Annotated in this window: 10 protein-coding genes; 3 read left to right on the top strand and 7 right to left on the bottom strand. The window is 38.7% G+C overall.

The features are described 5' to 3' along the window. Positions 1–388: 388 nt before the first annotated feature. A complete protein-coding gene (locus tag ABTQ23_RS02395; protein ID WP_408614027.1) occupies positions 389–1,363 on the top strand; it encodes a helix-turn-helix domain-containing protein in 975 nt (324 codons plus the stop codon). Positions 1,364–1,426: 63 nt separating this feature from the next. On the opposite strand, the gene ssb is transcribed toward ABTQ23_RS02395, so the two are convergent. Further along, complete coding sequence (gene ssb, locus ABTQ23_RS02390) at positions 1,427–2,017, bottom strand: single-stranded DNA-binding protein (protein WP_408614026.1); 591 nt, start codon at positions 2,015–2,017, stop codon at positions 1,427–1,429. A gap of 234 nt (positions 2,018–2,251) precedes the next feature. After that, positions 2,252–3,625 carry an MFS transporter gene (locus tag ABTQ23_RS02385; protein WP_408614025.1) on the bottom strand — a complete coding sequence of 458 codons (1,374 nt, stop codon included), beginning with the start codon at positions 3,623–3,625 and terminating at the stop codon, positions 2,252–2,254. 149 nt (positions 3,626–3,774) lie between these two features. Between ABTQ23_RS02385 and uvrA the strand changes: the two genes are divergently transcribed. Beyond that, positions 3,775–6,603: an excinuclease ABC subunit UvrA gene (gene uvrA / locus ABTQ23_RS02380; RefSeq protein ID WP_408614024.1), complete on the top strand. Its 2,829-nt coding sequence runs from the start codon at positions 3,775–3,777 to the stop codon at positions 6,601–6,603. 452 nt (positions 6,604–7,055) lie between these two features. Here the strand turns inward: uvrA and ABTQ23_RS02375 are convergent, their stop codons facing one another. From ABTQ23_RS02375 to ABTQ23_RS02355, 5 genes are all read right to left on the bottom strand, one after another. Continuing rightward, positions 7,056–7,685 (bottom strand): hypothetical protein, encoded by a 630-nt coding sequence (locus tag ABTQ23_RS02375; protein ID WP_408614023.1) that lies wholly within the window; start codon positions 7,683–7,685, stop codon positions 7,056–7,058. Between the two features lie 386 nt (positions 7,686–8,071). Continuing rightward, positions 8,072–8,740, bottom strand: coding sequence for a hypothetical protein (locus ABTQ23_RS02370; protein ID WP_408614022.1), 669 nt, complete (start codon positions 8,738–8,740; stop codon positions 8,072–8,074). 92 nt (positions 8,741–8,832) lie between these two features. Next, complete coding sequence (locus tag ABTQ23_RS02365; protein WP_408614021.1) at positions 8,833–9,798, bottom strand: helix-turn-helix domain-containing protein; 966 nt, start codon at positions 9,796–9,798, stop codon at positions 8,833–8,835. A gap of 1,146 nt (positions 9,799–10,944) precedes the next feature. Then, positions 10,945–12,459, bottom strand: coding sequence for a glycerol-3-phosphate dehydrogenase (glpD, locus tag ABTQ23_RS02360; RefSeq protein WP_408614020.1), 1,515 nt, complete (start codon positions 12,457–12,459; stop codon positions 10,945–10,947). Positions 12,460–12,719: 260 nt separating this feature from the next. Further along, on the bottom strand, positions 12,720–13,478 hold the full coding sequence (locus tag ABTQ23_RS02355) for a DeoR/GlpR family transcriptional regulator (RefSeq protein ID WP_408614019.1): 759 nt from the start codon (positions 13,476–13,478) through the stop codon (positions 12,720–12,722). 285 nt (positions 13,479–13,763) lie between these two features. On the opposite strand from ABTQ23_RS02355, the gene ABTQ23_RS02350 reads away from it, so the two are divergent. Then, entirely contained in the window at positions 13,764–14,618 is an 855-nt protein-coding gene (locus tag ABTQ23_RS02350; protein WP_408614018.1) for an MIP/aquaporin family protein, read from the top strand. The last annotated feature ends 1 nt before the right edge of the window (position 14,619 follow it).

Below are 14,619 nucleotides of genomic sequence, written 5' to 3'. Positions count from 1 at the left end.
ATATATAGAGATGATATTGCTTAATTTTCTTCCTATCACTTTGTTTGACATAGCGATTTATGTCATGTAACGGCTAAAACTTTTAAATTTATCTCATAATTACCCTATTAATGTTTTACAACTTGCATAAAGTTAGATTATTTGATGATAATAAAATTTATACCTGTTTATATCTATAATACTGTTAGTACAGTTTACATAAACAGCTATAGCTCTTTGTCAAATTATATATCATATATAATCAATTCTAATAACTATATAACCTTTCTAAGATCATTCACATCTATAGAGAAACGAGGCAAACACCTATATGTCATACCAATTAATCATAATTTATAAATTAAATATCTAGACTGAAGTAAAAACCATAACGAGAAGAAGGAATTTTATGTATCAAGAAGATAGCTCATCCGACCATAAAGCACCGAATATTTTTCCAAGACTGATTGAAACATATAAAAATTCTGATGTAATCTTTTCAAAAATATTTTCACAGTATTTTACTTTATCACCTACTCGAAAAACTAACGACAAACATCGATTGACATACTTGAATATAAATGGCATTTTTTTTATTCAAAGCTATCTATTTTCAGAAGAATTAATTAGAAATAATGATTTAGAAAAAGATAGCTCTGAATTTATTATTATTCAATTCTTATTATCAGGCAATAGTTCTTTCGAATACAAAAATAAAATCTACCCAATTGCTAAGGAAGTTCATTTAATAGATTTAAATAGCTCATTTAAAGCGACTTATAGTAATGATGCTGAGCTAATTTCGTTAGCTATTCCTTCAAAACTATTACATAAGTATGCTACAAGTTTTCCCGCTAAAGTGGGTATTATTATAGAACCAAATAGTTGCTCTGAAAAATTATTCAAGCAATATTTAATATCGTTAAGCAAACATATCCCATTTGTTAAGCCAAATGAACTGGATAAAATTCAACGAACTATTTTTTCACTGATAAACACTCTATTTATAGAGGAAAAAACAGATTATATTAGTTTATCAAAAAAAGGATTGGTCAATGCAGTTAAACTATATATTAGCGATCATTTAACCGACCCTAATTTATCAGTTGAATATATTTGTAATAATTTTTTTGTATCTAGAGCCAAATTGTATAGAGAGTTTCAAAAAGAGGGGTTAGGTATTAGCACTTTCATTAAAGAATCAAGGATTAAACTAGCTTACACGATGATCACTGCAGACCCTTCACTACACATAAAAGAGGTAGCGCTTAGGGTAGGAATTGAAAGTGCGAGTTACTTAAGCACTTGCTTTCGTGAAATGTATGGTATTCCGCCATCACAAATTAAATCGATTGCCAGAAAAGTCGGCAAAAAAGCCCCGTAAAAACGGGGCTTCAAATTGGTTACTCAATTATAAAACTTAACAAAACTAGGTCTCAGGTAATCGCTAGAACGGAATATCGTCATCAAAGTCCATTGGCGGCTCATTATAAGTTGGCTGCTGCTGTGGACTTTGTGTGCTTGCCTGTTGTGGGCGTGGTGCTTGCTGGTTTTGATTGTTATTAAAACCACCTTGAGGCTGTTGATTAAACCCGCCCTGCTGCTGAGGTTGCTGCTGGTTAAATCCACCACCTTGGTTTTGATTACTCCAGTTATTTTGTGCCGGCGCGCCTTGACCTTGGCCCATGCCTTGACCTGCACCGCGGCTATCAAGCATCTGCATCTCATTGGCGACGATTTCAGTCGTATAACGATCCTGACCTTGTTGATCTTGCCATTTACGCGTTTGCAATTTGCCTTCGATATAAACCTTTGAACCTTTGCGCAGATATTCACCGGCAATTTCAGCCAAACGGCGGAACATAACCACGCGATGCCACTCGGTTCTTTCCTGTTGCTGACCTTGCTGATCTTTCCAGTTTTCTGACGTTGCCACAGTCACATTGGCTACTGCGTTACCATTGGGCATGTAACGCACTTCCGGGTCCTGACCTAAATTACCGACCAGGATTACTTTATTCACACCTCTGCTGCTCATACATGCCTCTTTTTAAATCGATTTCAGACCATTTAAGATGTTTAAAAACAATGAAATGGCAACCATTAACGGATGCCTCGTTAACACATTGGATGTGCCGACATTGCTTTTATTATTCGCTAAATTATAAGGGAGGTTAGAATCACGATCCACACTCTTTATCGCAATCTCTATCGACAAGCGCAGCCCAGCCGATGGCCAGACCGCTAACTCACTGAGCTACAGCTTATAAAATTATTTGTCAGCTCGACCAAACTCATGCACCAAAGCTTGAGCATAAGCTAAGTCAAATTGCTTATTAATCACCTTCAGATAAGCGGTTTTATCATCAGGAATGACCACAACTTCTTGCACGCCTTCAAGCTGGCCCAAATGGTTGGCCAATGCATGACTGTCAAGACGCTGCTCAAAGCTGATGGTGTAATTTTTAAGGCCACTTTGTACTTTTAGCCCCAAAGCAATAATCGCCCAAATCACCAGTACGACAATAGCAGCAATCACCAGCGGTTCACGCCCTAAATGGCTCATCACTAACCCCGCTAAAGAGCCACCGACAAAAGCACCGATAAATTGGCAAGTTGAATATACGCCCATCGCCCCACCTTTTTGCCCTGCTGGTGCGAGCGATGAGATCATTGCCGGGAGTGACGCTTCCATGTAGTTAAAGCCAGTAAAGAACAATAACGCGCTGATAATCAGCATCGGCAAACTACTGGCAAACAATAAGATGATGTTTGAAACCAGAAAGATAGCCAAAGCGAGCAGGAAAAAGCCACGATGTTGATTGCGTTTGGCCGCAAATATCAGCATCGGTACCATCAGGATAAACGATCCAAATAGCACAGGCAGATACAAATACCACTGATGCGATGTTGAAAGCCCCGCCTCGACTAAGCGCCCAGGAAACTGCACAAACTCAGCAGTGAGTAATAGATGAAGAGCAAAAATACTCCAATCTAAACGCAGCAACTGGGGATTTTTAACCGCTTTAGCAAACTGTGCAACAGAGGTTGCCACTTCACCTTTAGGCGCATGGGTTGAGACGCTCGGCACGACCAAGCAAACAGCCAAAATACCTAAAATTGCAAATCCAGCACTCACCCAAAACATGCCATTTAAGCCAATCCAGCTGGCCAGTGGCGGGCCAAATACCAAGGAGGCAGCAAATGCCAAGCCAATACTCATACCGATGGTTGCCATCACTTTTGAGCGATGTTCTTCGCGGCTTAAGTCAGCGGCCAGCGCTAAAATAGCACTCGCAATAGCCCCAACGCCCTGCACGGCGCGGCCCACAATAATGCCAGTCATTGAATCGCTCATCGCAGCGATGACACTACCGATGGCAAAAATAATTAAGCCAGTGGTAATCACCGGTTTACGACCAATGCGATCCGATAGATATCCCATTGGGATCTGCAAAATAGCTTGGGTTAAACCATAAGCCCCGATGGCAAGTCCAACGGTAACCGGGGAGAATCCTTTAAGATGTTGTGCAGCGATCGCTAGAACCGGCATTATCATAAATAAACCGGCCATCCGTAGCCCAAATACCAGTGCTAACGACATGGCGCCACGCTTTTCTGTTGCCGAAATCGCTTCTTGAGCCATATCTTATTTCCTAGAAATGTTATCAAATGTTTACAATTGGGCGCATCATAACATGGCTGTTTAGCTTGCGTCAGCTATGTAAAAAGATGCTCATAGCATCTGATTATGCGATACTGCTGGATTAAATATTAACTTATGCTTTAGGTGATATGGATAATATTGAGATACGCGGGGCCCGTACCCACAACCTGAAAAACCTCAATTTGACGCTCCCTCGGGACAAGCTCATTGTCATCACCGGTTTATCCGGCTCAGGGAAGTCATCACTGGCGTTCGACACGCTTTATGCCGAAGGTCAGCGCCGTTATGTTGAGTCTCTTTCCGCTTATGCACGCCAATTTTTATCGCTGATGGAAAAGCCGGATGTGGATCATATTGAGGGGCTTTCACCTGCTATCTCCATCGAGCAAAAATCGACCTCACACAACCCTCGTTCGACGGTCGGAACCATCACCGAAATTTACGATTATTTACGATTACTTTATGCTCGTGTTGGCGAGCCGCGTTGTCCGCATCACGATTTGCCATTGACAGCACAAACTGTCAGCCAGATGGTCGATAAAGTACTTGAGCTTGATGAAGGCGCGCGCCTGATGCTGCTGGCGCCAGTCGTTAAAGAGCGCAAAGGCGAACATATCAAGTTATTAGAAAGTTTAAATGCTCAAGGTTTTATTCGCGCACGAATCGATGGTGAAGTGTGCGATTTATCCGATCCACCAACACTTGAGCTTAGAAAAAAACATACCATTGAAGTTGTTGTAGACCGCTTTAAGGTTCGAGCTGATCTGCAGCAGCGTTTAGCCGAATCTTTTGAGACAGCGCTTGAGCTCTCGGGTGGTACCGCGACCATCGCAGCAATGGATGGCCAGATGCAAGAGCTTATCTTTTCAGCTAATTTTGCCTGCCCAATTTGCGGCTATAGCATGCAAGAGATTGAGCCGCGGCTCTTTTCATTTAACAATCCAGCAGGTGCCTGCCCTCACTGTGATGGCCTTGGGATTGAGCAGTTCTTCGACCCAGAAAAAGTAATTGTGAACGCAGAGATTAGCCTCTCAGGCGGCGCCATTCGTGGTTGGGATAAACGCAATTTCTACTACTACCAGATGCTGCGCTCGCTTAGCGACCACTATGATTTTGCCTTGGATATTCCCTATCAGGAATTACCAGAAAATATTCAGCAAATTTTGCTGTATGGCTCTGGCAAAACCAAAATCGCCTTTAAATATGTTAATGACCGAGGCGATATAACCCTTCGCGAACATCCGTTCGAAGGGGTTATCCCTAACATGCAGCGGCGCTATCGCGAAACCGAATCAAATGCGGTACGCGATGAATTGGCCAAATATATCTCCAGCCAGCCTTGTCCGCATTGCCACGGCAGTCGGTTACGTGAAGAAGCGCGTCATGTTTTTATTCATCAGACCAATCTGCCCGCCATTACGCAGATGTCGATTCATGAAGCTTTGGAATTTTTCCAAGCGCTCGAGCTAACAGGCCAACGAGCGCAGATTGCTAGCAAAATCTTAAAAGAGATCAATGACCGATTAACTTTCTTAGTCAACGTTGGGCTGGATTACCTATCGCTTTCGCGTAGTGCCGATACCCTCTCGGGGGGTGAAGCGCAGCGAATTCGCCTAGCCAGCCAAATTGGCGCAGGATTGGTCGGCGTTATGTACGTACTTGATGAACCGTCCATTGGTTTGCATCAGCGCGATAACGAACGACTGCTAAGCACTCTTACCAGTTTGCGAGATATGGGCAATACCGTCATTGTCGTCGAACATGATGAAGATGCGATTCGCTGCGCCGATTATGTTGTTGATATCGGCCCTGGCGCAGGCGTACATGGTGGGAAGGTCATCGCTGAGGGAAGCGTTGAAAAAATCATCAACACACCGGACTCTCTGACCGGTCAATATTTGTGTGGTAAAAAACGCATTGCGATCCCACAAGCGCGCCATGTTCCCGAAAAAGACTGGGTTGAAATTGTTGGCGCCAGCGGCAATAACCTTAAAAATGTCACCGCTAAATTTCCAGTTGGGTTATTAACCTGTGTAACTGGTGTATCAGGCTCCGGTAAGTCAACGCTGGTCAACGACACGCTATTTAAAATAGCCCATCGCGATCTCAATAAAGCCGAAGGCAATGATATTGCGCCTTATTTAGCGATTAATGGGCTGGATAAACTCGACAAAGTTGTCGATATCAACCAGAGTCCAATTGGCCGTACACCGCGCTCAAACCCAGCCACATATACTGGGATTTTCACCCCGATACGAGAACTATTTGCTGGCACGCCAGAAGCTCGTGCGCGCGGCTATAAACCTGGCCGTTTTAGTTTCAACGTAAAAGGTGGGCGCTGTGAAGCTTGCCAAGGTGATGGCGTAATTAAGGTTGAAATGCACTTTTTGCCGGACATCTACGTGCCATGTGATACCTGCAAAGGCAAACGCTACAACCGTGAAACCTTAGAAGTTAAATATAAAGGCAAGAGCATTCACGAATGTCTGGAGATGACCGTTGAAGAGGCTCGTGACTTTTTTGATGCAGTCCCTGCGATTGCTCGTAAACTGCAAACATTGATGGATGTTGGCCTGTCGTATATCAAACTGGGACAAGCAGCAACCACGCTCAGTGGCGGTGAAGCGCAGCGCATTAAACTTGCGCGCGAACTTAGCAAGCGAGATACCGGCTCAACCTTATACATCTTAGATGAACCGACTACAGGCCTGCATTTTGCCGATATCGATATGCTACTGAAAGTCATTCATCGACTTCGCGATCAAGGTAACACGGTCGTTGTGATTGAACATAATTTAGATGTGATTAAAACAGCCGACTGGATTATCGACCTTGGCCCTGAGGGAGGTAAAGGTGGCGGCGAAATTATCGCAACGGGTAGCCCAGAAGAAATTGCAGATAATAAGGTTTCACACACGGCGCGGTTTTTAAAACCAATACTAGAACGCGGTTATTAATATCATTAGAACATCTATGCTATAAAATACAGGGTGTTCTTCACCCTATTAGCAATGGTTTCTCTTTGAGATCTTCATAAGATGATTCAGATATATTAATAGATTTTGCTTAAAAAACATAAAATAAAAAAACTGACATAGCAGGAAGCTATGTCAGTTAAGAGCACTTACTTAGATTTTCTAAAGTTATAAAAATTATATTTGTAAAAAAATGCCGGCAAAAGCCGGCTAAGTGAAACTGCCAATATAAAGGAGATATATATCTTAACTAAACTTCATAGCTCTTTGCTAATAAAAACAACATAATAAATTTTATTTTTACTTCAGAGGGAAGATGCACAGCAGATTGGATTTGGGGGCTAAAGAGTAGTTTTCGATTAAGGCCATAAGGAGAACTTAATCAGATCTTTTCATAACCAATAAAAATACTTATTAAGTATGAACAATCGTTTTTAATTAATAGTTCCAAGATAATTTACATAACGGATACAAGCAGCTGTAGATAAATCCATTCTTTTTATCTCTAAAGTTGTTCTTAGCAATTGATTCGTAGATTTACTAGGAATAATATATCTGTCTTTTTGAATAGCCATATTCAATGAGAGTTGGTAGATAACTGCATGCAATACTATTAAATATCTAGAATTATATATAATTTGAGAAATATTTCCTTCTTTACAATCATTCATCAATCTGGATGAATAAATATTACTTTTATCGATAAGGCTAATGATTTTTTTTAACGATTTTCTTTGATTTATTTTTAATATAAATAAATTAGTTTTTATAAACTCTTTTAAAGTTAAATTAAGCAAATACTCTGGTAGATCAATTTTTTTAATGAGACCAGGTGTATCAGAGCTATCCTGATGAATAGCTTTCGCATAGATATCATAAAGACAATCTAATTCATTAGAACACTCTTCACTAATATCTTGCAACTCTAGATATAGATTGGATAGATATGACTTATTTTTTCTATTATATTTAACTGCTTCTATCTTATTTGCCGAAATGACCATACACACTGCACCAACGATCCCTCCCACAACCGCAGAACCTATACTAAAGTCAGTCAACATTTTATCCCCTCTTAAATTTATTAAAATTATTACTAATTAAAAAAAATTCTCTCTTATATCTTTTTTATATGATGACAGAGCTAGGCTAGATAACTTTGTTCTTGAATGATGATCATTAGCTAACGTACTATTCGCATCATTATCATTATGGTTGTATATTTTGGGACTTTCGGCAGTCGAATTATTTAATTTAAAAGAAATTTGATCATGCGAATTTAGAGGAGTATTTGGTTTAGCATTTGATGAGTTATATGAAAAAACATAATTCAATGAGATAACACAAATAAAAATAAATAATAGTCGCATTTAAATCACTACATTTTCACGAGGATACTCTATCCAAACTAAATTTCATATAATAAAAAGTCAAAGATTATTTAAATTATTTATTTAATTTGAAATAAGATCATTAGTTTTTCGATATAATTCAGTTTTCTCAATTCTAATAATGGAGTGAGGCGTGATGGCCTTTCATGTAAAAGAAAAAATTCTGAAAGATTCACAACTTCTCTATTATTAAACTTTAATGAATATAGGTAAGATCTATTAAAATAATCTTTTACATAGACACATGTAAACTTCTGTTTAAATTGACTGAAATCAGTTTTATCAGAACGATAAGAAATATGAATAAATATTTTTTCTAAATATTTCTGCTGAGAATACTCATTTTTAGCAACAGTTATATCTATATTTTTCAATCTGTTTATCGAAACCGGTGATGAAAATATACTATATTTATGATTAATCATATCTAGAGCTTCTTTTAGAGAAAGCTTATCTGATTCGTCATTAATATCTAATAAATTCATTTTTAATGGTTCATAAACTATTGTCTTAAGAACTGATGTACAAACATCTCTCATCACATAGTTATTTATAAAAAGTTTATTTGTAATAAAAGGAAAAGATAGAATGATTAGCATTAAGAAAATCGATATATATACAACCTTTTTTATCTTACCTTTTTTAATAGGTCCTTCTTTTAGGTGTGAATTTATCATTCTTATCTTTCCAGTAAATTTATTTAATACTACTAATTTACTAAAAAACATGAACTCATGCTTAAAATTTAAGCTTAATAAAAATTATTAAATTAATTACAGTAACCCAATGAAAATTGAGTTACTGTAAACCATGGCAATTTCTATTTTTTCTTATTTCGATGTTCATGTCTATTTTGAACACCAATTTTCATTTGATGTGGAGAAATACCATAGAATTTCTTAAAGCATGTAGAAAGATATGAAGGACTTTTAAAACCTAGCTTTATAGCTATATCTTTAATTCTCATTTGGGTATTTTTCATAATTAGATTATAACATATTTTCACCCTAATAGCAGATATAAAATGATTTATGCCACCTTCTATTTTAAACTTTCGATATAATGATGCTCTTGATATAAATAAGTGCTTAGAAATATACTCTATGGATAGTTCAGAATTTCTAATATTTCTCATAATAAAATCAATAACATTATCACTTTTATAATTAACTCTAGACTGTTCCCGTCTATCAATTATTATATTCAAGTTTTTTATTAAAAGTAATTTAATTTTATTAAACTCATTTTCTTTTATTATTTCTCGATGAGAAATAATTGATAATATTATATCCTTAAATATTTTTTCTAAAATATCACCACTATTAGATATGATACCAGAGATCCTTGCTATGCGAGGATATTCATCCATAACAAAATCAGTTGGCAATGCAACCCCAACAACCTCCATCCCATGGCATTCAAAACGAGAAGTCTTATTTAAATTGATAACATGAAGCTGATTGCTCACATTAAATGAATTTTCACCACATATCACTTTACCACTGCCGGAAATTAAAAACTGAATAACAATATAATTTGTTTCAGGATGCAGAGCCATCCACATCTGATCTCTTATAAATATCTGTGGAGAACAACTGCAATGAAAAAAGAATGCTGGACCTAGAGAAAATTGAATCCAATTAGGTTTATCGGCTAATTTATGTTTACTGATTGTGTAATAAAATGGAGGCGTTATCTGATTTTTTATTAAGTCATTTTCATCTATCAGATCTTTATTTTGTTCACTCCGTGTTGAGTCGCTTTTATTCTCTTGCTCTTTAGTCATACTAATCCATCCTTAATTAATGACCAATCTATTTATAAACATCCATGTTATTAGTTGATTCATCAACAATTTATAATTACTATAGAAATTATTCTTATATATTTAAATATATTTTTCCATGAGTAAAAATAATGATTCACCTATAACAAATTTAATGTAATCGGTACCATAAAACTTAATATTGTTAAATTTTGTTTATTTAAAATAATCAAATAAAAATTGCTATTAGTGCAGTTAAATATTTTTCAAAAAATTTATATTATTTTATAACTTTTTAGCTTATGGCCTGACCATTAAATCTAATAGCGCGGTATAAATTGTAAGTTAATGTAAATTATACTAAAGCAAGGAAAATATAATCAAAAAAAGTGATCACTGAGGCAGTTTTCATATAAAACAAAGATGTACAGAAAATACTATTTAGTAGATAAAACAGGTTAATACTGCAGGTGTTTTTATTTAAAATATTTTATCTTCTCTGTGTATTTAAATCATTAATTATTATTGAGCACATATAAGAATAGATAATATGTCGTAGTATATTTAAAACGTGAGAACACAACATTGAATGATTTTACAAGAAGTTATCAACTAGAATTAGATAGATAACGAAATAGAAAAATAAATTGATTTTATATGAATAGCATTTCATACCGAAATGAGTTTAAAAGTGAGGGAGACAAGAAAAGCAAAAGCTACATAATAGTCAAGGAGCATTATGTAAGCCGATGCAGTGCTCCGCAAAAGGACATTATTAGAGTATCTTGCTCCCTCATGTTTTTATCATATAAGAGTTCACTAAATTATGTAAGTTTATAATTTATATAATTTAAATACTCAACTTAAATATAAAATAGAATTTGTTATTTATATAATATTGATTTTGGATAAAATTCGCGTTAGTTCTATATCGAGGTGAGGGAGCCGGGGAAATGCATTAACTATCAAACCTCATAATGAGGAGCCGTTATGTAGTCAAAGACCTTCGCTGGTAGGAAGCAAAAGTACTCCCTCACTCTTCTACTCTAGCCTCTTTATGGATTTTTTATAACTTTATAATTTTTATATTCTTTTTAATTTTTGTTCGAATAAAAAACCGCTGGTTATTCCCAGCGGTTTTTATCAATACAACGAATTGAAGCAGCTCTAGCCAACCTGAGCCATTGGAGCTTCATCGGCTGATTGCATACTTGGTAAATAGTCAGCTAGTGCTTTAGCGTCACTTTCATCGGTAATAATCCCAAGTTTTGTCCGTCGCCAGAGAATATCATCCGCGCTAAGAGCCCATTCAACGCTAACCAGATAATCCACTTCACGCTGACTTAACTGCTCACCGAACCATTGACCTAGCTCTTCTTTAGAGTGAGCACCTTCAAGCCAATTAAAGACATTGGTGCCATAAGCATGCGCGATACGCCGACAAATTGTCTTATTTAAAAACGGATAGTCATTTAACAGCTGAGTAGCCAATTGCTCAGGGTCGCAGTTCCCACCAGGAAGAATGCTTTTTTCACTCTGACAGTCTCCGCAATTAAAATAGGGCTGCAATTTATTCACGGCCGCTTCGGCAAGTTTACGGAAGGTTGTCAGCTTACCACCAAAGATTGAGACAAGTGGCGTTTGCCCCTGCTCATCTTGCAGCTCAAGCGTGTAATCACGGGTAATGGCCTGTGGAGAGTCGGATTCATCTTCACACAGAGGACGCACGCCCGAGTAACTCCAGATAATTTCTTCACGGCGAATGTTATGTTTGAAGTGGTTATTGACCACATTACATAAATAGTCAATTTCTGACTCGCTGATATGAACTTGGCGGGGATCGCCTTTATATTCTAAATCGGTGGTCCCAATTAAACTGTATTTGTTCAAATATGGGATCACAAAGACAATACGACCATCTTCATTTTGCAAAATATAGGCACATTTTTCTTTGTGGATCTGTGGCACTAAGATATGGCTGCCTTGAATCATGCGGATCCCGCGAGGTGATTTCAATTTTAATTGCTCATCGAAAATAGATTTCACCCAAGGACCACCGGCATTAACCAGCGCTTTAGCCCGGACTTGGGAGGTTTCACCAGAGCGCTCATCTTGAACGGTGACCAGCCATTGACCATTATCTCGTGTTGCGCTCACGCAAGGCCTATAGTTATAGACATCTGCGCCCAATTCACGGGCATGCATCAAATTCGCCACAACCAAACGTGAGTCATCTACCCAACCATCAGAGTACTCAAAGCCTTTGCGAATCTGGCTTTGCAGTGCACTCGTATGTGGATCAAAGCGAATTCCACAACTAGCAGGCAAAGTGACCCGCTTTGCTAGATGATCATATAAAAATAAGCCGATGCGAATCATCCATGCCGGACGAAGATGAGGCCGATGTGGCAGACGAAATCGCATTGGTGTAATCAGATGCGGAGCTTTTTGCAATAAGACTTCTCGCTCACCGAGAGCTTCGCGAACCAAACGAAATTCATACTGCTCAAGATAACGCAGACCTCCGTGAATAAGTTTAGAGCTAGCCGATGATGTCGCACTAGCAAAGTCTTTTGCTTCAAATAGCGCGACTTTTAGTCCTCGCTCGGCCGCATCAGCAGCGATCCCCGAACCATTGATGCCGCCTCCGATCACAACCAGATCATATTCGTGAATCGCCATAGATCCTCCAACAACAAATGTTAAAAAGTTTTAACACCCATTATTGTTCGAAAACGAAAAATTTCAATCATTTTATTAAAAAATTTTCGCAAAAGGACACATTAACAAGTTACCGACACATATTTGAGCGTCCAGAACATTTAAAGGGCTCACAATCTGGCGCCAAGCATTTCAAAATAGCCAGAATCCTTGTCTGAGTTTAGCTGATAAGTATGACAATTTGATGAGCATTTTAGCTCATCAAATCAGTGGCAGAGGTGTTAGCAGAGATGGCATTCGATATGGTTGGCGCTTAACAGTTCACTAATCTTTTTCGGCGGTTCAACGTCGGTGTATAAGGCGCCAATTTGAGTGATATTGCCCATGTTCACCATCGCATTACGCCCGAATTTACTGGCATCGGCAGCTAAAAAGGTATGCCGAGCATTGGCGATAATAGCCTGTTTCACTCGCACTTCATGATAGTCAAAATCAAGCAGTGAACCGTCTTCATCAATCCCTGAAATACCAAGGATGCCGTAGTCCATACGGAACTGCTGAATAAAGTCGCGGGTTGCTTCGCCAATAATGCCACCATCGCGATGACGCACTTCGCCGCCAGCTAAGATCACCATGCAATCTTCGTTTTTGAGCAATGTGCTAGCCACATTAATGTTGTTGGTGACAATTCTAAGCCCCTTGTGTTGCAGCAGTGCCTGCGCCACAGCTTCAGCTGTGGTACCGATGTCAATAAACAGTGACGCACCGTGGGGGATCTGTTCGGCGATTGCATTAGCAATTCTTTCTTTTGCCTGAAGAAATGCCATTTTGCGATTTGGATAAGGGTCATTCTCAGTGCTGGTTTGTAGTGATGCACCGCCATGATGGCGCTGAATACGGCGCTGCGCGGCAAGATCGTTAAGGTCACGACGAATCGTTTGCGAACTTACGCCGAAGTAATTCACTAACTCTTCAGTGCTTAAAAAACCATGTTCGCCGAGAAGTCCAATAATCTGGCTGTGACGTTCTGATTGCTTCAAAGACTCAACCCTCTTTATTATTTGACAAACTTTGGAGCCATCGCGCAGAAGCGATAGCACGAAAAGTTTATGAATAGACTGATTTTAGCGAGTTTTTGACACACTGTCGTGTCCAACTCTCTCAATAATCACGAAAAAACAAACTTTTTAATTTCGTAAAAAAACATTTTAAATGAATTAATGAGTGATATCGCTCAAATTTTTAATAAAATATGTTTCACAAATGTTTATTTATTGTCAATAATCTGTTTGCTGCATATAACAACTAATTTATAGAGAGGCAACATGAAGCAACAACACCCGTCACTATGGGATGAATGTCTGGCCGAAGTTATCGGAACGGCGATATTCATGTTTATAGGTACCGGCTGTGTCGCAGCGCTTGTGCTTAGTTCTGCTAAGTTCGGGCAGTGGGAAATCAGTATTATCTGGGGTCTTGCTGTTGCAATAGCCATTTATTCTATCGGTGGGATCTCTGGGGCGCATATCAACCCAGCGGTTACTTTAGCACTGGCAAGCTTCATGGGATTTAAGTGGCAGAAAGTGCCATTTTTTATCGTCGCCCAATTTATTGGTTCAGCGATTGGCGCCGGACTAACCTATCTTTTATATCAGCCACTGCTTGCTCACTGGGAAGTTCAACATCATGTGATTCGTGGTTCTATAGCAAGCTTGCAAACGGCTGGCATATTTACCACATTCCCTAATGCTAACTTATCTAATATCCATGCCATGTTTGTTGAAATCACAATTACGGCCATTTTAATGTTGGGTATTTTAGCGTTTGGAGATGATAAAAACCTCGGACCCAAAGGCATTTTTAGCGGAATTTTGGTCGGGTTATTAGTGGCGGCCTTAGGCGCCTCACTTGGCCCATTAACCGGGTTTTCAATGAATCCAGCCAGAGATCTAGCCCCACGCATAATGATTGACTGGCTCGGTTGGGGCAATGTTGCCATGACCGGAGGACGTCCAACCCTTTATGCCTGGGCACCAGTAGTCGGTGCCATTATAGGAGCACAGATAGGAGCAGCTTTATATAGTCGGGTTTTAGCGCGAGCCATGCCAAAGAGCGAATCGCCAGCAAAAGAACAGGAGTCGTCATTACCATCAGCGACTCATCAGTCTTCAAAAGTTTAAC

The organism is Celerinatantimonas sediminis, assembly GCF_046054195.1.
Lineage (GTDB): Bacteria > Pseudomonadota > Gammaproteobacteria > Enterobacterales > Celerinatantimonadaceae > Celerinatantimonas.
Note: the sequence above shows the minus strand (reverse complement) of the source record. Positions and strands in the feature narration are given on the sequence as shown.